The organism is Arthrobacter paludis, assembly GCF_056782315.1.
The window spans coordinates 22,680-44,816 of the sequence record NZ_JBXAEW010000014.1; the positions used below are offsets into that span (position 1 = coordinate 22,680).

The 22,137-nt window shown below is 74.1% G+C and carries 18 protein-coding genes; 10 read left to right on the plus strand and 8 right to left on the minus strand.

Annotation, left to right across the window (positions count from 1 at the left end; translation table 11 throughout):
* Positions 1–126: 126 nt before the first annotated feature.
* Complete coding sequence (locus tag AC1Q5D_RS12765) at positions 127–627, minus strand: YdeI/OmpD-associated family protein (protein WP_481738836.1); 501 nt, start codon at positions 625–627, stop codon at positions 127–129.
* A 92-nt stretch (positions 628–719) separates the two neighbouring features.
* Between AC1Q5D_RS12765 and AC1Q5D_RS12770 the strand changes: the two genes are divergently transcribed.
* On the plus strand, positions 720–1,844 hold the full coding sequence (locus tag AC1Q5D_RS12770; protein ID WP_481738837.1) for an NADH:flavin oxidoreductase/NADH oxidase: 1,125 nt from the start codon (positions 720–722) through the stop codon (positions 1,842–1,844).
* 62 nt (positions 1,845–1,906) lie between these two features.
* Here AC1Q5D_RS12770 and AC1Q5D_RS12775 read toward each other — a convergent pair whose 3' ends face one another.
* A complete protein-coding gene (locus AC1Q5D_RS12775) occupies positions 1,907–3,364 on the minus strand; it encodes an MDR family MFS transporter (RefSeq protein WP_481738838.1) in 1,458 nt (485 codons plus the stop codon).
* Between the two features lie 111 nt (positions 3,365–3,475).
* Between AC1Q5D_RS12775 and AC1Q5D_RS12780 the strand changes: the two genes are divergently transcribed.
* From AC1Q5D_RS12780 to AC1Q5D_RS12790, 3 genes are all read left to right on the plus strand, one after another.
* A complete protein-coding gene (locus AC1Q5D_RS12780) occupies positions 3,476–4,015 on the plus strand; it encodes an NUDIX hydrolase family protein (RefSeq protein WP_481738839.1) in 540 nt (179 codons plus the stop codon).
* Positions 4,016–4,020: 5 nt separating this feature from the next.
* Positions 4,021–4,938, plus strand: a complete 918-nt coding sequence (locus tag AC1Q5D_RS12785; protein ID WP_481738840.1) for a DUF6707 family protein — start codon at positions 4,021–4,023, stop codon at positions 4,936–4,938.
* Between the two features lie 126 nt (positions 4,939–5,064).
* Positions 5,065–5,811, plus strand: coding sequence for an HTTM domain-containing protein (locus AC1Q5D_RS12790; protein WP_481738841.1), 747 nt, complete (start codon positions 5,065–5,067; stop codon positions 5,809–5,811).
* A gap of 64 nt (positions 5,812–5,875) precedes the next feature.
* Here the strand turns inward: AC1Q5D_RS12790 and AC1Q5D_RS12795 are convergent, their stop codons facing one another.
* Genes AC1Q5D_RS12795 through AC1Q5D_RS12805 form a run of 3 tightly spaced genes read right to left on the minus strand, consistent with a single transcriptional unit; the run spans position 5,876 to position 10,330 of the window.
* Complete coding sequence (locus AC1Q5D_RS12795) at positions 5,876–7,297, minus strand: NAD-dependent succinate-semialdehyde dehydrogenase (RefSeq protein WP_481738842.1); 1,422 nt, start codon at positions 7,295–7,297, stop codon at positions 5,876–5,878.
* Positions 7,298–7,346: 49 nt separating this feature from the next.
* Positions 7,347–8,915 (minus strand): APC family permease, encoded by a 1,569-nt coding sequence (locus tag AC1Q5D_RS12800; RefSeq protein WP_481738843.1) that lies wholly within the window; start codon positions 8,913–8,915, stop codon positions 7,347–7,349.
* Positions 8,912–10,330: a flavin monoamine oxidase family protein gene (locus AC1Q5D_RS12805; RefSeq protein ID WP_481738844.1), complete on the minus strand. Its 1,419-nt coding sequence runs from the start codon at positions 10,328–10,330 to the stop codon at positions 8,912–8,914. The genes AC1Q5D_RS12800 and AC1Q5D_RS12805 overlap by 4 nt, the downstream gene beginning before the upstream one ends.
* Before the next feature lie 114 nt (positions 10,331–10,444).
* On the opposite strand from AC1Q5D_RS12805, the gene AC1Q5D_RS12810 reads away from it, so the two are divergent.
* Positions 10,445–11,131, plus strand: coding sequence for a TetR family transcriptional regulator (locus AC1Q5D_RS12810; RefSeq protein WP_481738845.1), 687 nt, complete (start codon positions 10,445–10,447; stop codon positions 11,129–11,131).
* A gap of 52 nt (positions 11,132–11,183) precedes the next feature.
* Here AC1Q5D_RS12810 and AC1Q5D_RS12815 read toward each other — a convergent pair whose 3' ends face one another.
* Positions 11,184–12,254, minus strand: a complete 1,071-nt coding sequence (locus tag AC1Q5D_RS12815) for an FUSC family protein (RefSeq protein WP_481738846.1) — start codon at positions 12,252–12,254, stop codon at positions 11,184–11,186.
* Positions 12,255–12,445: 191 nt separating this feature from the next.
* Between AC1Q5D_RS12815 and tgt the strand changes: the two genes are divergently transcribed.
* Positions 12,446–13,726 (plus strand): tRNA guanosine(34) transglycosylase Tgt, encoded by a 1,281-nt coding sequence (gene tgt / locus AC1Q5D_RS12820; protein WP_481738847.1) that lies wholly within the window; start codon positions 12,446–12,448, stop codon positions 13,724–13,726.
* A 15-nt stretch (positions 13,727–13,741) separates the two neighbouring features.
* Here tgt and AC1Q5D_RS12825 read toward each other — a convergent pair whose 3' ends face one another.
* Both AC1Q5D_RS12825 and AC1Q5D_RS12830 read right to left on the minus strand, forming a co-directional pair.
* Positions 13,742–14,350 (minus strand): DUF4126 domain-containing protein, encoded by a 609-nt coding sequence (locus AC1Q5D_RS12825; RefSeq protein WP_481738848.1) that lies wholly within the window; start codon positions 14,348–14,350, stop codon positions 13,742–13,744.
* Between the two features lie 49 nt (positions 14,351–14,399).
* Positions 14,400–15,101, minus strand: coding sequence for a queuosine precursor transporter (locus AC1Q5D_RS12830; protein ID WP_481738849.1), 702 nt, complete (start codon positions 15,099–15,101; stop codon positions 14,400–14,402).
* A 38-nt stretch (positions 15,102–15,139) separates the two neighbouring features.
* Between AC1Q5D_RS12830 and AC1Q5D_RS12835 the strand changes: the two genes are divergently transcribed.
* The 4 genes from AC1Q5D_RS12835 (at position 15,140) to AC1Q5D_RS12850 (ending at position 22,120) form a co-directional block, all read left to right on the plus strand.
* Complete coding sequence (locus AC1Q5D_RS12835; RefSeq protein ID WP_481738850.1) at positions 15,140–15,817, plus strand: hypothetical protein; 678 nt, start codon at positions 15,140–15,142, stop codon at positions 15,815–15,817.
* A 7-nt stretch (positions 15,818–15,824) separates the two neighbouring features.
* Positions 15,825–17,756: a penicillin-binding transpeptidase domain-containing protein gene (locus tag AC1Q5D_RS12840; protein ID WP_481738851.1), complete on the plus strand. Its 1,932-nt coding sequence runs from the start codon at positions 15,825–15,827 to the stop codon at positions 17,754–17,756.
* 28 nt (positions 17,757–17,784) lie between these two features.
* On the plus strand, positions 17,785–18,609 hold the full coding sequence (locus AC1Q5D_RS12845; RefSeq protein WP_481738852.1) for a PfkB family carbohydrate kinase: 825 nt from the start codon (positions 17,785–17,787) through the stop codon (positions 18,607–18,609).
* A 202-nt stretch (positions 18,610–18,811) separates the two neighbouring features.
* Complete coding sequence (locus AC1Q5D_RS12850) at positions 18,812–22,120, plus strand: S8 family peptidase (protein ID WP_481738853.1); 3,309 nt, start codon at positions 18,812–18,814, stop codon at positions 22,118–22,120.
* Positions 22,121–22,137: the final 17 nt, after the last annotated feature.

A 22,137-nucleotide genomic window follows, 5' to 3' on the forward strand; every position in this document is an offset into this window, starting at 1 on the left:
ATGGCCATTAACGCGCACGCCCACCCTACTGCGGCGCGCGCCGGGCGCTCAAGGGGTGGTCCCGGTCCCTCCCCGGGCCAGCCGCTCCACGAACTCGGCGGCGAGCCGCTCGCGGGTCGAGGCCCGCTACGCCGTCGCGATCCGGTAGTAGATCGTGAAGCGCTCCGCGGCCCCCAGGCGCCCGTAGGCGGCCTTCGCGTCCGCGTTCGCCCCGAGCGCGGCCAGGAGCTCAGCGGGCGGCTCCGCCGTGGCGGACCCCGAATAGGCCGCCTCCCACCGCCCGTCCGCCCGGGCCGCGGCGACGGCCGCTTCGCCGGCCGGCGCCATCCGCCCGGCGGCGCGGAGCCGGTCCACCCGCTCGACGTTGCGCGCCGACCATGCGCTGCCGGGCCGGCGCGGGGTGAACCGGATCGTGTAGCTGCCGGCGTCGCGGCGCGCGAGCTGCCCGTCGATCCAACCGAAGCAGAGCGCCTCCTCGACGGCCTCCGCGTAGGCCAGGCGCGTCACGTCCCCGCCCTTCTTGTGCAGCACCAGGCGGACCCCGCGGCTGGCGGCGTGGTGCTCGTCGAGCCAGGCCCGCCAGGCGGGCGCGTCCGGCACCAGCAGTTCGTCGAGCGGCTCGGCCATGCGGCCATTCCAACAGCGGGCCGCCGCCCCGTCCAGAGGAGGGGCGGGCCGGCGGGCGGAATAGGGGCCGCCCGCGCCGGGTTGGCACCACCGTGAGCACACTCTTCGAGACCACCGTCCTCCCCACCCCCGACGGCGCGGGCCTGCCCGTGCGCAACCGCACCGTCCTGGCCCCGATGTGCCAGTACTCGGTCGAGGCCCGCGACGGGGTCCCCACCGCCTGGCACCTGGTCCACCTCGGGGCGCGGGCGGCCGGCGGCTTCGGGCTCGTCGTCGCCGAGGCCACCGCCGTCGCCCCGGAGGGCCGGATCTCCGACCGCGACACCGGGCTCTGGAACGACGCCCAGCGCGACGCGTGGGCCCCGGTCGTGGACTTCATCCACTCCCAGGGCGCCGCCGCGGGCGTGCAGCTGGCGCACGCGGGCGGCAAGGCGTCCACCTACGGGTGGCTGCCCGAGTTCCAGGAGTCGGGCCGCACCGGCTCGATCCCCGCCGAGGAGGGCGGCTGGCAGACCGTCGCCCCCTCCCCCACGGCGATCCACCGGCTCGCGGAGCCCCGCGAGATGAGCATGGCGGACATCCGGGACTCCGTGGCGGACTGGGCCGCGGCCGCCCGCCGCGCGGACGAGGCCGGCTTCGACGCCATCCAGATCCACGGCGCGCACGGCTACCTGATCCACCAGTTCCTCTCCCCGCTGACGAACCACCGCACCGACGCGTACGGGGGCGACTTCGAGGGGCGCACGCTGTACCTGCGCCAGATCGTGGAGGCCGTGCGCGCCGTCTGGCCGGACTCGAAGCCGCTGGGCATCCGGCTCTCCGGCGAGGACTGGGTCGACGGCGGCTGGCGGCTGGCGGACACGCTGCGCCTGGTCGGCTGGCTGGAGCGCCACGGCGTGGGCCTGTTCGACCTCTCGTCCGGCGGGATCGGGCGCTTCCACGGTCCGTCCGGCCCCGGCTACCAGGTGCCGCTCGCGGCCGCGGTCAAGGCCGAGCTGGCCGGGACGGGCGCGTACACGACCGCGGTCGGGATGATCACCGAGCCCGAGCAGGCCGAGGAGATCGTCGCGGAGGGCCGGGCCGACGGCGTCTCCCTGGCCCGGGCCGCGCTCGTGCAGCCCAACTGGCCGGCGCTGGCCGCCGCCGCCCTCGGCGCGGAGGTCCCGCGGGCCAGCCAGTACTGGCGCGGGGACTTCCGCGCGACCGCCCGGGTCTAGCCCCGGGGCCCCGGCCCCGGCCGCCGTGCCGGGGCCGGGGCGGGCTACCGCGCCGGGCCGGGCTACCGCGCCGGGGCCGGGACGGCGGGCTTGCGCAGCAGGGCTCCGATGACGATCACGCCCAGGCTCGCGATCGCCGCCGTGAGGAACCCGAGGCGGAAGCCCTCCAGCTGGGCGTCGAGCGGCGCGAGCCCCGCCGCGGCGCCGGCTGAGGCGCCCGCGGCCATGATGCCCACGAGCAGGGCCGTGCCCGTGGCGCCGCCGAGCTGCTGGAGCGTACTCAGGACGGCCGACCCGTGCGAATGCAGGCGGTGCGGCAGCGGGTTCAGGCCGGTGGTGAAGGCCGGCGTGAAGATCAGGGCCAGGCCCAGGGACATCACCAGGTGCAGGCCCACGAGCACCGCGACGGGCGTCGCCGCGTCGAGGGTCGTGTAGTAGGACAGGACGGCGGTCAGCAGCACCGCGCCGGGCACGACGAGCGGGCGGGGCCCCACCCGGTCGTAGATGCGCCCGACGAACGGGGCCATCACCCCCATCAGCAGGCCTCCCGGCAGCAGGACCAGGCCCGTGGCCAGCGTGCTGAGCCCGCGGACGTTCTGCAGGTAGATCGGCAGCAGGATGATCACCCCGAACAGCGCCATCATCGCCAGGACCATCAGGGCCAGGCTCATCGTGAACGCGCGGTAGGTGAAGGGGCGCAGGTCCAGCAGGGCCGCGTCCCGGCGCTGCAGGCGCAGCTGCAGCCACGTGAACGCGGCCAGGCAGACCACCGCGACGGCCAGGGCCACCACGGCGGAGGCGTCCGGCCCCGGGGCGGCCCCGGCGTCGTGCCCTCCCGAGATGCGGCTCAGCCCGAACACGAGCCCGCCGAAGGCGGGCACGGACAGCAGCAGGGACGGCACGGACAGGGGGCGCGCCTCCTCGGCGCGCCCGGCCAGCCGCGGGGCGCCGATGGCCAGGGCCGCGAGGGCGATCGGCAGGACCGCCACGAACATGAAGCGCCAGGACAGGTACTCGAGGATCAGCCCGGAGAGCGTGGGGCCGACGGCGGGCGCCACGGAGATCACGATCGACACGTTCCCCATGACGGCCCCGCGGCGGGACGGCGGGACGAGGTCCAGGACGGTCGTCATCAGCAGCGGCATCATGATCGCCGTTCCGCTGGCCTGCACGACGCGGGCCGCCAGGAGCACGCCGAACCCGGGCGCCAGCGCGGCCAGCAGGGTCCCCGCCGAGAACAGGGACATGGCCAGGATGAACGCGGCGCGGGTCGACAGGCGGCGCAGCAGGTAGCCCGTGGTCGGGATGACGACGGCCATGGTGAGCATGAAGGCGGTCGCCAGCCACTGGACGGTGTCGGCGGTCACGGAGAAGGCGTCCATGAGCCGCGGCAGGGCCACGTTCATGATCGTCTCGTTGAGGATCACCACGAAGGACGCGACGAGCAGCACACCGATCGTCGTCCTTGCCGCGGGCTCCAGCCGGGTCTGGGAGGTCGCGGGGGCAGCGGCGCGCGGCATGGGCGGTTCCTTCGGGAGAGAGGGGGGAGGTGTCCAGTCTACCGGCACCGGTTCGGCCCCCTCACGGCATGGGGGCGTGCTCCGGGTCCGGGGATGCGATAAACAAGAGGCATGAACGTGCGCACTCCCGACCCGTATCCCGGATGGCTGTCCGAGGAGGACCTCCACGAGGCGCGCCAGCGCCTCCCGATCCTCTACGTGGAGGCGATCCCGGTCCGCCAGGACCCGATGGGCTACGTGACGGAGCTCGGCCTGCTGTACAAGGCCGACGCCACCGCGAACTTCACCCGCACGTTCGTCTCCGGCCGCGTGATGTACCGCGAAACCGTCCGCGCGGCCCTGATGCGCCACCTCGAGAAGGACCTCGGGCCGCTCGCGATGCCGCACCTGCCCGCGTGCCCGGCCCCGTTCACCGTGGCCGAGTACTTCCCCTCCCCCTCGGAGACGGGTCTCGTGGACGAGCGCCAGCATGCCGTCTCCCTGGCCTACGTCGTGCCCGTCCGCGGCGAGTGCAGCCCCCGCCAGGACGCGCTCGAGCTGACGTGGCTGAGCCCCGCCGACGCCCTGAGCCCCGAGGTCCAGGCCGAGTTCGTCGGCGGCCGCGGCAACCTGGTGCGCCAGGCCCTCGCCCACGTGGGATGGTGCGAGTAGCCGCCATGGAACACAGCTACATCCGCTCCGTCCCGGCCGAGAAGGTCGCGCCGGGGCACCGGTTCATCACCCGCACGGGCGCCCCCAGCCTGCCGGTCACCGCGGTGCGCACCGTGAACGACAGCTTCGGGACCCCCGCGTACGTCGAGGCGACGCTGGAGAGCGGGCAGCGGGCCACCGTCGCGTGGGGCTCGAGCATCCGCGTGCACACGAACGAGCCGCCGCGCGAGGCCACGCTCGACGACCTGACGATCATCCCGGTCGAGGAGGGCTCGCCCGAGTCCATCCTGATCGGGATCGCCCGCGAGTACCCCTGGGACCAGCGCGTCCTCGAGCCGGTCGCCCGCCTCAGCCGCGGGTTCAACGTCAAGTCCGGCTCCCACCTGGAGTCCGTGCGCAACCTCGCGCACCTGCTCTTCGTCGAGCTGAACGACCGCACCAACGCGTGGCGGGCCCTGGGCATCCTCACGGAGCTGCCGTTCGACGGGAACTTCGGGCGCTGGAAGTCCATCCAGTCCGCGCTCGCCATGGCGGCCTACCTGGCGGACGACGACGGCGACCCCGCGGCCGCGAAGCGCTACAGCGACGCCCTGACCGCCACGGACCACGTCGAATCGGACCCGCTGAAGGCGAAGCTGAGCGCGGAGCTGCGCCAGCGCCAGCTCGACGAGCCGAACCTGTTCGACCGGGAGATCCACCGCGCCGTCGCGCTCCGCGACGCGGACGCCGAGCACGAGTGGCGCACCGCCCGCCTGGACGCCCTGCTCTACCTCCGCGCGCACGGCGGATCCCGCACATACGACGCCGACGAGCTGGCCCGGATGGTCCGCCACGAGCTGGGCCTGCTGCGCAGCCGCACCACCGACTCGGCCCCCGAGTCCGCCCCGGCCTCCGGCGGGCGCGACGACGGCGGCGCCGGGTAGCGCCCCGGGGGCGGACGTGACGGTGCGTCGAAGGACCTGGCTACTCGTGGCCGTCCTGGTCGCCCTGCCCGCGGTGCTGCTGGCCGTGCGTTGGGCCGAGCCCGCCCTGGGGCAGTTGCCCGGCGGGTGGCAGATGCACACGTCCTGTTGGAAACCGGATCCGGACCCGCGGTGCGGCTGACCGCCCACCGGGCGCTGGCCCTGCTCGCCGTCGTCTGGCTGGCCCGCGACGCCGTGGTCGTCGCGGGCCTGGACGGCGCGTCGCTGGTCCTCGGGATCGCGTGGACGGCGCTGTGGGCGTTGGCCGCCGTCCTGCTCTGGCAGGGGCAGCGGCCCGTCGTGGCGGGCCTGTCCCTGGCGGGGCTCTGCCTCGTCGAGCTCGCGGCCCTGGACCAGTGGCCCGAGTACGGGCTGATCCTGCTGGGGTGGGCGGGCGCGGCCCTGGCGGTCACGGCCGGCCGGCCCGCGGAGCTGGCCCTGTCGCTGCGGGTCCTCGTCTCCACCGTCTACGTCTTCGGAGCGCTGACGAAGCTCCAGCCCTCCTGGCTCGCCGGCGAGAACCTCCGCTACCTCCGGGCCACGCGGCCCCAGGCTGAGGCCGTCATGGGATTCGCGGACCCGCCCCTGCTCGCCGTGCTGGCCGTCGGCACGGTCGCGGCCGAGCTCGCCATCGGTGTGGGGCTCTGGCTCCGGCGCACGCGGGCGGCGGCCGCCGTCGGCGGCGCGGGCCTGCACCTCGGCCTCGTGGCCCTGGCGGTGCAGGGCGGGTGGCCCGGCCTGCTGCACCTCGTGGTGCTGAACTTCGGGCTCATCCTGCTCTACCCGGCGTTCTGGGCGCGGCTGCCGGGACGGAGGCCCCCCGCCTCGCCGTGAGCGCCCGCACGCGGAGACGCCGGAGGGCCCGGGGCACGGAGCCCCGGACCCTCCGGCGTGCCGGTTACCCGGCGATGTAGAGCAGCCGCTTGTTGACGAACTCGTCCATGCCCAGCGGCCCGAGCTCGCGGCCGAAGCCGGAGCGTTTGACCCCGCCGAACGGCAGCTCCGCGCCCTCGCCGGCGGGGGTGTTCACGTTGGCCATGCCGACCTCGAGCTGCTCCGCCAGGGCCCGGGCGCGGCCGGGGTCGGCGGAGAAGACGGCCCCGCCCAGGCCGAAGGCGGTGTCGTTCGCCAGCTGGAGGGCCTCGGCGTCTGACCGGACCTTGTACACGACCGCGACCGGCCCGAAGAGCTCCTCCGTGGCGGCCCGCATCCCCGGGGCGATGCCGGTGAGCACCGCGGGGGCGTAGTAGGCGGCCGGGCCCGGCTCCAGGGTGCCGCCGGCGTGCAGCACCGCGCCGCGGTCCACGGCGTCCCGGACCTGGGCGTCGAGCGCCTCGGCGGCCGCGCGGGAGGACATCGGCGCGTACGTGCCCTCGGCCTCCGCGAGCGGGTCGCCGGGGACCAGGCCGTCGGCCAGGGCCGCGAGCTCGGCCACGAACTCGTCGTGGATCCCCTCGGTGACGATGATGCGCTTGTTCGAATTGCACGCCTGCCCGGTGTTCTCCATCCGGGTCGCCCACGCCGTCGCGGCGGCCTCCTTGACGTCTGCGGCGTCCAGGACGACGTAGGGGTCGGAACCGCCGAGCTCCAGCACGGCCTTCTTCAGGTTCTCCCCGGCGAGCCGGCCCACGATGGCCCCGGCCCGCTCGGACCCGGTCAGCGAGACCCCCTGGATCCGGGGGTCGGCGACGATGTCCGCGACCTGCGCGTGGGAGGCGAACAGGTTCTGGTAGACGCCGGCCGGGATGCCGGCCTCGTCCATGATCTCCTGGATCGCCAGCGCGGAGCGGGGGCAGGACTCCGCGTGCTTGAGGACCACGGTGTTCCCCAGCACGAGGTTCGGGGCGGCGAACCGGGCCACCTGGTAGAAGGGGTAGTTCCACGGCATGATGCCGAGCAGTGGCCCGACCGGGCGGCGCTGGATCAGGGCCGTGTCCCCGGAGGCCGTCTCGATCGGGGTGTCCGCGGCGAACCGCTCCCCGTTCCGGGCGTAGTAGCCGAAGATCTCCCCGGAGAACTCCGCCTCCCCGACGGACTGGGACAGGGGCTTGCCCATCTCCGTGGTCGCGGTCCGGCCCAGCTCGGCCGCCCGCTGCGCGAACAGCTCGCCCACCCGGGCCACGCGGGCCGACCGCTCGGCGAGGCCCAGGGACGCCCAGGCCTCGAACCCGGACTGCGCCGCGGCCAGGGCCGCGGACACCTGCGCGTCCGTCGCGGTCTCGAACCGCTCCACCAGCGCGCCCGTGGCCGGGTTCACCACGCGGTAGCCCGGAGCCTCGGCCGCCGCCTGCGCGGGGGCCTCCGTCGTCGTCTCGGTCATGTCGTACTCCTTTCGGAAGGGCCCGCAGCGGCGGGCCGGGGGGGGTTGGTCAGCGGAGGCGCGCGAGCGTCTCGCCGCGGAAGAAACCGGGGTTGCGCCAGCGGGCGACGAGCATCAGCACCACGCCCAGCACCAGCACGGCCATGCCGAGGATGAACACCATGCCCACCCCGCCGATCTGGCTGCCGGAGCCGTACGACGGGTCCATGGAGTCGACGGCGGTCTTGGCGAACATCGCGATCAGCACGATCCCGCCGGCGAGCGGCGCGACGAGCCGGTAGGCCACGGTGCGCCAGCTGGTGAGCAGCCCGCGCCGGAAGTACCAGACGCAGGCCAGCGCCGTGATGCCGTAGTAGAAGCAGATCATCATGCCCAGCGCGGTGATGGTGTCCCACAGGGCGTTCTCGGACAGCAGCCGGGTGATGACGTAGAACCCGGCCGCGCCCGCGCCGGCGACGAGGGTGGCCGTCGCCGGGGAGCCGTGGCGGCTGACCCGCGCGAACGGGGACGGCAGGGCCCCGTAGTAGCCCATGGCCAGGACGGTGCGGGCCGGGGAGACGATCGTGGACTGCAGGGACGCCGCCGACGAGGACAGCACGGCCAGGGACATCAGCAGCGCGAACGGCCCCATGACGGGTCCGGCGAGCACCGCGAAGATCGACTCCTGGTTCTCCGGGTTGCCGGCGCCCAGGCCCTCCGTGCCGACGCCGGCGAACGCGATCACGGCCAGGGACACGGCGACGTAGACGGCCATGATGACCAGCACCGTGGCGGTGGCGGCGCGGCCGGGCGTGCGCTCGGGGTCCTTCGTCTCCTCGTTCAGGGTCAGGGTGATGTCCCAGCCCCAGAACACGAAGATGGACAGGGAGACGCCCGCGGCGAAGGCGGAGAAGTCGCCGACGCCCAGCGGGTTGAACCACTCCAGCGACGGCGGCGTCGCGTCGAACGCGGTCCCGGCGCCGGCGTGCGCGAACGCGGAGACGGCGAACCAGCCGAGCACGAGCAGCTGGAACCCGACCAGCACGTACTGGAAGGCCTTGGTGGCCTCCATGCCGCGGTAGGAGATCCAGCAGGCGCCGGCTATGAACACGAGCGTCGTCGGGATGTTGACCCACAGGTTCGTGGTCAGCTCCGCCAGCGCCGGGTTGCCGGTCACCTGGGCCAGGAGCAGGTAGAAGAAGTCGACGGCGACGGCCGCCAGGTTGGACAGGACGATGATCGTCGCCGCGACCATCCCCCAGCCCGCGAGCCAGCCGACCCAGGGGCCGAACGCCCGGGTGGCCCACGTGAAGGACGTCCCGGAGTCGGGCATCTCCCGGTTCAGCTCGCGGTAGCCGAGGGCGACCAGGAGCATCGGCAGGAACCCGGCCAGCAGGATCGCGGGCAGGTGGGTGCCGACCTCGGCGACCGTCGGCCCGAGCGCCGCGGTGAGCGTGTAGGCCGGGGCGATCGAGGAGACGCCGATGACGACGGCACCGAGGATGCCGACGGTGCCGCGCGCCAGGCCCTTCCCGCCGGGGACCGGAGCGTGGCCGGCGTCCGCGGCGGGGCCGACGGCGGCGTCCGCGGCGGACCGGCCGGTGCGCGGCGGCTCGGGCCGCGTCGTCAGCCCGGTCATGTCGCGGCGGGCGTCGCGGCGACGGGGGTCCCGCCGTCGTACGCGGGGTCGGCGGGGGTGCCGTCCAGGTCGGCCAGGAGCCGGGCCGCGGAGCGGCGGCCCATGCGCACCGCGCCGTCGACGTGCTGGTAGCCGGCGCCGGCGAGGTCCGAGGAGGAGAAGACCAGGGGGCCGACGGCGTCGTGCTGGCTCGGGCCGAAGCGGTGCAGTCCCCCGAGGTCGTAGCTGGTGGCGTAGGCGCCGCGGGTCCACTCCTCGGAGCCGAAGTCGGATTCGAAGTAGACGTCGGGCTCCAGGGCCTCGTGGCCGAGGAACGCGGCGAGGTCCGCCAGGACGCGGGCGCGGCGCTCGGCCTCGGGCAGTGCGAACAGCGCGTCGGCCTTCTCGTCGGACACGAAGCCGACCAGCGTGCCGCGCGCGTCCCCGTGCAGGGTGTTGTCGTAGACCTCCTGGACCATCGCCGTCGGGCTGAAGCCCGTGCCGGAGAGGCCCTTGTCCCGCCAGAACGGCGTGGGGTAGACGGCGTGGACCTTGATGACCAGGCCCATCGACTGGTGCTGGTGCGCGACCTGCTGGCGGCGCGGCAGCGGCGGGTCGTAGGAGATCCGCGAGTACAGGTTGGGCGGGACGGCGACGACGGCGCGCCGCGCGGCGACCGAGACGGTGGCGCCGTGGGCCACGACCCCGTCGCCGGACCACTCGAGGCGCAGCACCGGCTCGCGCAGGAACACGTCGGGGCCGAGGTCGTCGGCCATGGCCTGCGAGACGGACTGCATGGTGCCGATGACGCGGCGGTCCAGGATGAAGTCCTCGTCGACGAGGTTCGAGAACGAGCCGGCGGAGGCGGCCATGAGCACGGCCTGCAGCGCGGAGAACGTGTGGGCCGGCTTGGTCAGCATGCCGCCGGCGATGAAGAGCCCGATGTTGTCGCAGGCGTCCTGGTCCGCCGACTGGGCGCGCAGCCAGTGGTGGAACGAGACGGAGTCGAGCTCGGCGGCCCGCGGGTGCCCCCAGGGCCGGTCGGGGTCCGTCTCGGCGGCCAGCTCGTCCAGGAGCGCGGCGAGGCGGCCCATCTCGGCGACGGTGGACGCGGCGACCGGGAAGTCCTCGCCCACGTACTCGGTGCGGGTGCCGTCCGGGGCGATGAAGACGCTCTTGCCGGCCCGGTAGCGCTCGTAGGTGCCGATCCCGAGCTCGGCGAGCAGGTCCAGCAGCGCCGTCTGGTCCGGGGAGACCCACTGCCCGCCGATCTCCAGGGTGGCGCCGTCGATCTCGCGCGTCCAGGTGCGGCCGCCGACGCGGTCGCGGGCCTCCAGGACCGCGACCGTCTTGCCCGCCTTGCGCAGCTCGCGGGCGGCGCTCAGGCCGGACGGGCCGGCGCCGATGATGACGACATCGCGTTCAAGCGTTGCCATGCGTATCACTTGCCTTCTGTGTCTCGGGAGTAAATGAATAGCGTTCATTTATAGACTGATCGTAAGGCACCGAACGGGGCCTTGTGAAGTGGCCCACAGGAATCCGGAGGACAAGTGGCGGCTGACCAGTCCCGACGCGGCGGATCGACGGCGGCCCCGCAGCGCCTCCGGCGGGCCGGGCGCCCCACCTCGGCCGTCCTCTCCCCCGCCCAGATCACCCGCTGCGCGCTGGAGCTGATCGCGGAGAAGGGCTACGGGGCCCTGACCATGGCCGCCCTGGCCCGCCGGCTCGGCGTGGCCCCGTCCGCGCTGTACAACCACGCGGCGTCGAAGCAGCAGCTGATGCAGTGGATCCAGGACGACGTCATGGCCCGCGTCGACCACGCGTGCTTCGGGCGCCTGCCGATCGCCGACGCCCTGCGCCGGTGGGCGACCAGCTACCGCGACACCATTGCCGAGCACGTGCCGCTGATCCCGGTGATCGCGGTCCTGCCCGTCGTCGGCTCGCCGCGCACCATCGACATGTACGAGGCCGTGGCGGCGGGGCTCGCCGCGGCCGGCTGGCCGCAGGAGCGCATCGTGCCCACCATCGTGGCGTTCGAGTCGTTCATCTTCGGTTCCGCTCTCGACACGACGGCGCCCGGGGACATCTTCGACACCGCCGGGCACCCGCGGCCGACGCCGGTCTTCGACGGCGCGCGCGAGGCGCAACGGGCCACCGGCGAGCACCCCGCCGAGGCGAGCTTCCGCGTGGGCCTGGAGGGGCTCATCGCGGGCGTCGTGGGGGCCCCGGCGGGGTAGCAGGCGGGGTAGCCGGCGGGGACGACGGCGGGGGGCCCGGGCGCGGGGCGCCCTAGGCCGGCAGGACCCCGACGCGGCGCAGCCGGTTCCCGTACGCGGTCCCGGCGAGCGCGACGGCGACGCCGACGGCGGAGCCGACCACCGTCTCGACGATGCGGTCGTAGAGCAGCGACGGGTCGGGCCCGGTCAGCAGCGAGGTCCCGAGCAGGGCCAGCGGCGTGACGCAGACCTGTGCCCAGAAGTAGTTGCGCGCGATGAGCATCTCCGCGCCGAACTGGGCCAGCCCCATGATCAGCACCGTCTGCCAGGGGCTCGGCGAGAGGAGGACGATGGCGGCCATGACCCCGAGCCCGACGAACGTGCCGAGCACGCGGTGGAGGCCCCGAGCCATGCGGTGGCGGCTGGAGTGGCCGACCAGGGGCACGACGGCGGAGACCATCGCCCAGTAGGTGTGGTCCGTGGACAGCAGCGGGGCGAGCAGCTGCGCCAGGACGCCGGCCAGGCCGGGGGCCAGCAGGTACCCGATGGACTCGACCCAGACGGCCGTGCGCACGAGCGGGTTCACGCCGGGCTTCTCGGCCCCGCGCCAGGGCGTCCGCCGGTGCGGCAGGAGCCAGCCGGACAGGCCGATGGCGATGGCCAGCGCGATCGTCGCGGCGGCGGTGCCCAGCGCCTGGCCGGCCGGCGGCGGCTCGGGCAGGGAGGCGATGGCCGCGAAGGCGAAGATGTGGAACAGGGAGCCGGCCGGGCGGATCCGCAGGTGCCCCGCGGCGACGGAGCAGACCCACGCCACGACGGTCGTGAGCCCGACGATCGCCCACCCGCCGGCGGCGGTCCCGTGCTCGACGACGCGGGCCGACGCCAGGTAGCCGGCCAGGATCACGATCCAGAACAGCAGCCCGGCCCGCGCCTGCAGGACCAGGCGCGCCCGGTGGCCCGGAACGCGGCCGTAGACGCCCGTGAACGCGCCGAAGATGGCGAAGACCGCCAGGTCGATCCGGTCGGCGGCCATCAGGACCGCGAGGGGGATGAAGACGCCCAGGGCCGCGCGCAGTGCCACGCGGTGGTCCCCGTCGGAGGGGCCGAGGCGGACCAGGTGCCGCCAACTCAGGGGGTTGTCCATGCGTCCTTTCGGTGGGGCCGTGCCGCGGGCGGCCGCGCCGCACACGGCCACGCTACGCCGGAACGGCGCCCTCGACAGCGATCGCCGTCGCACGCCGGGGCACTTGTGGGGAAGCGAACGCGGGTGCGTGACGCGCGCCGCCCCGGGGCGGGCGCGGCGCCGCCGTCGTCCCGATCGGGCAGACTAGGAAGGTGCCCGATGCGACCGTGTCCCCCTCCCATCCCCGCCAGTCCGACTTCTCGTTCGAGGTCGGCGCGCGCCTGACCCGTCCGGACGGCTCGGTCGGCCTGGGCCGCACGGGGACGCTGACGACACCCCACGGGACGATCGCGACCCCGGCGTTCGTGGCGGTCGGCACGAAGGCCACCGTCAAGGCGGTGCTGCCGGAGGCCGTCGCGGAGCTGGGGGCGCAGGCGGTGCTCGCCAACGCGTACCACCTGTACCTGCAGCCCGGCGAGGAGGTCGTGGACGCCGCGGGCGGTTTGGGGCGGTTCATGAACTGGCCGGGGCCGACCTTCACGGACTCCGGCGGCTTCCAGGTGATGAGCCTGGGCTCCGGGTTCAAGAAGGTCATCGACATGAAGCAGGCCGACTCCTCGGGCGACGACGACGCCGTCGCACCCGGCAAGGAGCGCCTCGCGAACGTGGACGACGACGGCGTGTGGTTCAAGAGCCACCTCAACGGCGACCGGCACCGCTTCACGCCCGAGGTGTCGATGCGGGTGCAGCACCGGCTGGGCGCTGACGTGATGTTCGCGTTCGACGAGCTGACCACGCTGCACAACTCGCGCGGCTACCAGGAGGAGGCCCTCGAGCGGACGCGCCGCTGGGCGGAACGCTGCGTCGCCGAGCACTTCCGGCTCACGGACGAGCGGGCGGGCAAGGCCTACCAAGCCCTGTTCGGCGTCATCCAGGGGGCGCAGTACGAGGACCTGCGCCGCAAGGCCTGCCGGGACCTCGCGTCCATGGGCTTCGACGGGTTCGGCATCGGCGGCGCCCTGGAGAAGGAGAACCTGGGCACCATCGTGGGCTGGTGCGCCGAGGAGCTGCCGGAGGACAAGCCCCGGCACCTGCTGGGCATCTCGGAGCCGGACGACGTGTTCACGGCGATCGAGAACGGGGCGGACACGTTCGACTGCGTCTCCCCCACCCGCGTTGCCCGCACGTCCGCGTTCTACACGGAGCACGGCCGCTTCAACCTCACGGGCGCCCGCTACAAGACGGACTTCACGCCCCTGCAGGAGGGCTGCGACTGCTACACGTGCGCCCACTACTCGCGCGCCTACATCCACCACCTGCACAAGGCGAAGGAGATGCTCTCCCACACGCTGATCTCCATCCACAACGAGCGCTTCGTGGTGCGCCTGGTCGACCAGTGCCGGGCCGCGATCGAGGACGGCGGGTTCCACGACCTCAAGGAGCGCACCCTGTCCGCGTACTACGCGGGAGCACCGGACCCCCAGGGCGCCTAGCCGCCGCCGGCGCGGCTACGCGACGGAGCGCCGCCAGGGCGGGCCGGGGTCATTCCGGCGCCGGACGCGGCGCACGGCCCAGACGACGGCGGCGACGGCCGCGGCCAGGAGCACGAGCACCAGCGCGGGCAGCAGCAGCGCGGCCAGGGCCAGCCCGGCGGAGAGGCCGTCCTCCGCGGTGCTCGCGACCGGCGCGGCGAGGCCCGCGGACCCGGCGTTCAGGACGGGCCGGGTGGCCATCTTGGCGAGGTGGACGGCGAGCGCGATCGCGACGCCGAGGGCCACCGGCACCCACTGGTCGGTGGCGAAGAACGCGTCGGGGTCGGACACGGTGACGGTCTCGGCCCCCAGCCCGGAGGCGAAGACGATGCCGCCGGCCGCCGGGCGGACGAGCGTCTGGACGATGTCGTTGACGCTGTCCACGACCGGGATCTTGTCCGCCGCGACCTCGAGCACGAGCAGCACGGCCAGCAGCACGAGCATCCACCCGTTGGACAGCCACCCCCAGCCGGGCGGCAGGTCCACGAGCGGCGTGTACCGGTCCAGCAGGCCCAGGGCCAGCATCGGGATGTAGGCGTTGAGGCCGGCCGCCGAGCTGAGCCCCGCCGCGGTGAGGAACTCCATGCGCCCAGCGTAGGCGGGCGGCGGGACGGGCGCACGGGCCCGCGCGGGGCTACGCCGCCGTCGTCCCGTAGCTCGGCTCGCGCCGCTTGAACCAGGCGATCACGGCGGCGGTCACCGGCACCAGCAGCACCTCGACGGCGGACTTGTAGAGGAAGCCGACGACGACGTAGTTCAGGAAGTCCAGCACGGTCGCGATGCCGATGACGCCCGCGGCGATGGAGCAGAAGACCAGCGTGTCCGCGAACTCGCCGACGCCGGTGGACCCGAGCAGGCGCACGACCAGGCGCCGCTCCCCGAAGCGCTCCTTCATCCGCACGAGGACCCACGAGTTCAGGGTCTGGCCGAGGAGGAAACCGAGCACCGAGGCGAGGACGATCAGCCACACCGGGCCGAGGGTGCGCTCGAGGGCGGCCTGCCCGTCGTACCACTCGGCGCCCGGAAGCGCGATGATCACCCAGAAGCAGAGCACGGAGAACACGGACAGGGCGAACGACGTCAGGATCGCGCGGCGTGCGGCCCGGAACCCGTACACCTCGGACACGACGTCGCCGAGGATGTAGGCCAACGGGAACAGGAAGAAGCCGCCGTCCGTGAGGACCGGGCCGAACGCGACGCCCTTCGACGCGCCGATGTTGGAGAGGATCACGACGACGGCCATCAGGGCCAGGACGACCGGGAAGTACGGGCCGCCCGCGGACGCGAAGGCGGCCCGCGCGCGCGGCCGGGCGGCGGTGGCGGGGGTGTCTGGCATGGGGCCCATTCTCGCACCGGGGCGCCTATGCTCTGGGCATGTTGTCCGCCGAATGGGACCCGGAGGACCGCGAGCCGCCCACCGACGAGGACCGGCTCGAGCTGTTCCGGGACGTGGCCGCCCAGTACCGGGACGCGACCGCGCCGCTGCGCCACGCCGACGCCGACCCGGGCGCGACGGACGCGGAACTGCTCCACCACCGGTTTGTCCGGGCGGCCCTGATCCGCAAGTTCTTCTTCGGCGGGGCGACGCAGGTCCACCTGGACCGCGTCGCGGCCGCCGTCGAGGCGGAGGCCCGCCGGCGGCGCCTGCTGGGCTTCGAGTACCGGTTCGAGGCGTGGCGCCTGCGCGAGGGCTTCGCGCTGGTCCACTCCCGGGCCGGCCGCCCGGCGGCGGGCACGGGCGCGGGTGGCGGGGCGGGGCCCGGCGTGGCCGGGGCCGGGGCCGCGGGACCGGGCCCGACGGCGGCCGAGGTGTTCCGGCTCGTCGCGTACGGGCACGTGCTGCACGCCGACTACGGCAAGTGGCGGCGGAGCCTGGCCGGGGGCGGTGCGCGGTTCATGGTGCCCCTGGGCCGGACGCTCGCCGACATGGAGCGGGTGCTCCTGCCGTCGGTGGACCCGGTCGCGCGCCTGCTGGACCTCCCGCCGCGCCCGGGCGCTGCCCAGCCGGCGCCCGGCGGGCGGTCACCGGGCGTCCATCGCGATCGTGAATAATGGCGCCATGCGCCGCAGCTACCGCCTGGTCCTGCCCCTGACCCTGACGGGTCTCCTGGTGGCCCCGTTGGCCGCCTGCTCCACGACCCCCTCCCCGAACGAGGCCGCCCGCGCCGTGGCCGAGGCGGTGCAGAGCGGCGACTTCTCGGCCGTTCCGCTCGCCGCCGAGGACGCGAAGCCCGGCCAGGACGCGGAGACCGCGTTCGCCCGGATGGGCGGCATCGCGCGAACGGTCGAGCTCGTCGGCGTCGAGGAGGCCGACGGCGACGGCGCCCCGGCCGCGAACGCCACGCTGCGCACCACGTGGGACGTGGACGCGAGCGACAGGGACTACACCTACGAAACGACGGCGCCGCTGCGCTTCGACGGCGAACAGGACCGCTGGGAACTGGCGTACGAGCCCGCCGTGCTCGCCCCGGGACTGGCCGCCGGCGGGTACCTGGACGCGACGCGGACGCAGCCGGACCGGGGCGACATCCTCGGCGGCGACGGCAAGGCCATCGTCACCGAGCGGCCCGTGGTGCGCGTGGGCCTGGACAAGTCGCATGTCGGCCAGGGCGAGTGGGAGTCCTCCGCGCGGGCGCTGGCCGAACTCGTCGGGATCGACCCCGCTGCCTACGCCGAGTCCGTCGCCTCCGCCGGCGAGCGGGCCTGGGTCGAGGCGATCGTGCTGCGCGACGAGCCCGGCCGCGACGCCTCCGACGCCGAGATCGCCGCCATCCCCGGCGCCACCACCCAGGAGGACGAGCTGCCGCTCGCCCCGACCCGCGCGTTCGCCCGGCCCCTGCTCGGGACCGTCGGGGACGCCTCCGCCGAGCAGGTCGAGGCCTCCGGGGGTGACCTGAAGGCCGGCGACCGGGTCGGGCTGTCGGGGCTGCAGGCCGCGCACCAGGACACGCTGGGCGGCACCCCCGGCACCACCATCACCCGCCACGGCGGCGACGCCCAGCGGCCCGAGGAGGTCTTCACGACCGCCGCGACCGCCGGGCGCGACCTGTCCACCACGCTCGACGCGCAGCTGCAGGGCATCGCCGACGGCGTCGTCGCCGACTCCGACGTCCCGGCGGGGCTCGTCGCGATCCGCCCCTCCGACGGCCACGTGCTCGCCTCCGCGTCCGGCCCCGAGGACTCCGGCTACAACACGGCCATGCTCGGCCGCTACGCGCCCGGGTCCTCGTTCAAGGTCGTCAGCTCCCTGGCGATGCTCCGCGGCGGCACGACCCCGGAGACCGGCGTCCAGTGCCCGCCGACGGCGACGGCGGACGGCCGCTCGTTCAAGAACTACGACGGCTACCCGGAGTCCTCGCTCGGCTCGATCCCCTTCGCCGAGGCCGTCGCGCAGTCCTGCAACACCGTGTTCATCCGGGCCGCCGCCGACGTCCCGGCCGGGGACGTGGCCGAGGCCGCGGAGTCGCTCGGGCTGACCGGCAACCAGCTGGCCGGGTACGACGCGTTCATGGGCTCCGTTCCGGCGGACTCCACGGGAACCGAGCACGCGGCCAACCTGATCGGCCAGGGCGTCGTGCAGGGCTCGGTCCTCGGGATGGCCACCGTGGCCGCCTCCGTCGCCGCCGGCGAGCGGGTCGCACCGGTGCTGGTCCCCCCGCGGGACGCCGAGGGCGCCGCCGCAACCTCCGCGGCGGCCGGGGAACCGGCGCAGCCGCTGACGGACCAGGAGGCCGCGGACCTGCGCGGCCTGATGCGCGGCGTCGTCGCCGACGGGACGCTGAAGCGGTACCTCGGCGACGTGCCGGGCGGACCGGTCCACGGCAAGACCGGCACCGCCGAGTACGACGCCGAGCGCAATGCCCACGCCTGGGTCATCGCGTTCCAGGGCGACCTCGCCGTCGCGGCGTTCGTCGAGGACGGCCAGGGCGGCGCACAGACGGCCGGTCCGCTGGTCCGCGAGTTCCTCACCCAGGCGCAGGAGGGCCGGTAGCCGCGGCGCGCGGCCTAAAATGGGGCGCATGACTGCCACGGACCACGCCCCCGCGCCCTCCCTCACGCTCACGATCGCCGGCTCCGAGGCGACCGGCGGGGCGGGCGCCCAGGCCGACCTCAAGACGTTCCAGGAGCTCGGGACCTACGGGATCGCGGCGCTGACGTGCATCGTCTCCTTCGACCCCAAGGAGAGGTGGAACCACCGGTTCGTTCCGGTCGAGTCCCAGGTCATCGCGGACCAGCTGGAGGCGATCCAGACCTGCTATTCCGGGTCCCTGGACACCGTGAAGCTCGGCATGATGGGCTCGCCCGCGACCATCGACACGGTCGCGGCCGCGCTCAAGTCCCAGCAGTGGCGCCACGTGGTCCTGGACCCCGTCCTGATCTGCAAGGGCCAGGAGCCCGGCCACGCGCTGGACACCGACGAGGCCCTGAAGGCCAGCCTGCTGCCGCTGGCGACGTTCGTCACGCCCAACCACTTCGAGGCGGAGTCCCTGGCCGGCATGGCGATCTCCACCGTCGACGACCTCGCCGAGGCCGCCCGGCGCATCCACGAGGCCAGCGGGGCCGCCGTCCTGGCCAAGGGCGGCGTGCGTCTGGCCGGGGCCGATGCCGTCGACGTCTTCCACGACGGCGCCACCACCGAGGTGCTCAGCGCGCCGAAGGTCGGGGAGGCCGCCGTCTCCGGCGCCGGCTGCTCCCTGGCCGCGGCGATCGCGGCGGAGCTCGCCCAGGGCGCCGCCCCGCTCGACGCCGCGCGCCGGGCCAAGGAGTTCGTGACCGCCGGCATCCGGAACCGCGTCGCGTCCGCGGCGCCGTTCGACGCGCTGTGGCAGGGCGGCCCGCGCTAGCCCTCCCCGCTCCACACACCGGCCCCGGATTGACAGATCCGGGGCCGGTTTTTTGTCGTTTTCCTGTCAAACACCGACTTGTCAAACGATCCCTTGACAAGTGAAGTCCGTCACTTAAGCTTTTCCCCAGGAGCGCTCTGTAGCCGGATCCCGCTGTGCGGCGGACCCGGCGCTCCCCCATCCAGTGCCACCGAGGAGCATCATGATCAACTCGCACCGCCCGCGCTTGGCGCGGAGCGTCGTGGCGGCGGCGTCGGGGGTGGCCCTGGCGGCCACGCTCGGCCTGCCCGCCGCCGCGGCACCCACCACCGAGGACGCCCGGGGCGCGTCCCAGGCCCTCACGGGCGAGGCCCTGGAGGGGGTGAAGGTCACCGGCCCGCTGGAGACCGCCCAGGGCCAGGTCTCCGTGTACGTCCGCTTCGCCGGCGAGGGGGCGTTCGAGCAGACGCAGCCCGACGCCGTCGCTCAGGGCAAGCGCCAGCCCGTCAAGGCCAAGGAGCGGGTCAAGGAGATCCGCCGGGCCATCGAGTCGAAGGGCAAGTCCGCGGCCGGTCAGGCCGACGCGGACGTCATCTACACGACGACGAACACGATCCCCGGCGTGGCCCTGCGCGGCGACGCCGAGGCGCTGCGCTCGCTCGCCCAGCGGGCGGACGTCGTGGAGATCAGCGCGATCGTGCCGAAGAAGCCCACGAACAAGGGGGCCGTCGTCGACACGGGCACGCTCGCGGCGTGGCAGGGCCTCGACCAGACGGGCGACGGCGTGACGATCGCCGTGCTGGACACCGGCGTCGACTACACCCACGCCGACTTCGGCGGCCCGGGCACGCTCGAGGCCTACGAGGAGGCGCAGGCGTCCGCGGAGCTTCCCTCCGCCGAGTCCGGGCTCCGCGACCCGGCCAAGTTCATCGGGGGCTGGGACCTGGTCGGCGACGACTACAACGCGAACCCGTCCTCGGACGCGTTCCAGCCCGTCCCGCATCCGGACCCCAACCCCCTGGACTGCGCCACGGCGGGCCACGGCACGCACGTCGCCGGCTCGGCCGCCGGCTACGGCGTCAACGCCGACGGCTCCACCTTCACCGGCGACTACCAGTCGCTGACGGCGGAGCAGGTCAGCGCCATGCGCATCGGACCCGGCACGGCGCCCGAGGCACAGGTGGTCGGCCTCCGCGTGTTCGGCTGCGCCGGATCCTCGGCGGTCGTGGGACAGGCGCTGGACTTCGTCCTGGACCCCAACAACGACGGCGACTTCGCCGACCGCGCCGACGTCGTGAACATGTCGCTCGGCTCGGACCACTCCCCCGTCGACGACCCCGAGAACGCGATCGTCAACGAGCTGACCCGGCAGGGCGTCCTCTCGGTCGTCGCCTCCGGCAACGCGTCCGACGTCACCGACGTCGGCGGCGCGCCCGGCAACGCGGCGTCCTCGCTGACCGTCGCCAACTCCATCGGCTCGCAGATCACGCTGACCGGCGTCGAGGTCCTGTCGCCGGAGTCCGTGCAGGGCACGGAGGCAGGCCAGTACTCCGTGAACTTCGACTACGCCGCGGCGACGCCGGAGCAGCTGACCGGCAAGGTCGTCATGGCCCCGGCCGGCAACGAGTTCGGGTGCCAGGCCTTCGACACCGACCTCGGCGGCAAGTGGGTCTGGCTGCAGTGGGAGAACGAATCCGGGTTCCCCTGCGGCTCCGGCCAGCGCTTCAACAACGTGGAGGCCGCCGGCGGCGCGGGCGTCATCCTCGACTCCCCGCGCAGCGTGTTCGACGCGGGGATCGCCGGGAACGCGACCATCCCGGGCGCGCAACTGAACAACGAGTCCTCGGACGCGCTGCGTCCGGCCGCCGAGGCCGGCACGCTGACCGTCCGCCTCGACCCCGCGCTGATCGCGACGACGGCGGCACCCTCGGACGCGCTGGACACCCTGAACACCAGCTCGTCCCGCGGCGTCCACGGTTCCGAGGGGATCGTCAAGCCGGACGTCGCCGCCCCGGGCACGATGATCGGCTCGGCCGCCGTGGGCACCGGCGACGCGCCGGCCGCCATGACGGGCACGTCGATGGCCACCCCGCACGTGGCCGGTATTGCGGCCCTGGTCGCCGCCTCCGGCGACTACACGCCCGCGGAGATCAAGGCCCGGGTCATGAACACGGCCGCGGCCGACGTCCGCGACGCGGACGGCGACGTGTACGGCCCGCAGCGCGTGGGCTCCGGCCGCGTCATGGCGGACTCCGCCCTGTCCACGCCCGCGATCGCGTTCGACGCCGAGCGCCCCGACCTGACGTCGGTCGTCTTCGGCGTCATCGAGGCCGGCGCTGACCGGTACACCGCGACGCGGGAGGTGACCGTGCGCAACGACTCCGACGAGTCGGTGACATACGCGGCGTCCTACGCCGCGGCGACCGCGATGCCGGGCGTCGAGTACCGGCTCAGCGACGACTCCGTGACCGTGCCCGCCGGCGGCGAGGCCACGCTGTCCATCACGCTGCGCGTCGACCCGGACGAACTGGCCAAGACGCAGGACCCGACCATGGACCGCCTGCACCTGGGCGTGCCGCGCGCCTGGCTCGCGGACGCCACCGGCTGGATCAAGCTGACGGCGGCGGAGCGTCCGGAATTGCGCGTGCCCGTCCAGGCCGCGCCGAAGCCGACGTCGGAGCTGAGCCTCGGCGACGGGGTCGTCAGTCCGCGCACCAAGACCGCGACGCTCACCCTCGAGGGCCGCGACATCCTGCAGGGCGACGGGGCCGCGCAGTACCGGTCGCTGCTGTCCGCGTTCGAGCTCGGCGCGGAATCCGACCGGCTCCCGGCCACCGCCGACGAGGTCCCGGGCGCCCGGGAGATGGACCTGCAGTACGTCGGCGCGCTGTCCACCGTGCCCACGGCCGGCCGCGAGGACGGCGCGGTGAGCTTCGGGGTCAGCACCTGGGGCAACTGGGCCCATCTGGCCGGCGGCACTGCGATCGAGGTCCTCATCGACACCAACGGGGACCGGGAGGCGGACTTCGTCACGTTCACCACGAATATCCCGGACGCGGACCTCGACCTGGTCGCGACGTACGACCTGGCCACGGGGACGCAGGTGGAGCTCCGGGGGCTGAACGATGTGTTCGGCGGCGTGGACACGAACACGTTCGACACGAACGTCGCGTCGCTGCCAGTGTCCTTCAGCGCCCTCGGCGTGGACCCGGAGCGGGACTCGGCGCCGATCAGCTACCAGGTGTCCACGTACTCCTGGTACAACACCGACGCCGCGGGGAACATGGTCCCGGTCGACTCCACCGACTGGATCGGATTCAATCCGCTGAAGCCGGACGTCTTCTTCCCGAACGGCGGCACCGTGAACACCGCCCAGGAGGGTGAGACGCTCACCGCGAGGGTCAAGAAGCCCTCGGGCGACAAGGCGCTGGTGCTGCACTACCACAACGCCACCGGGGATCTCTCCGGGGAGAACGGCGACGGCGGCCGCGCGGAGGTCGTCGAGTTCACGACCGCCAAGGGCCGCAAGTAGGCCCGGCGCCCCGGCGG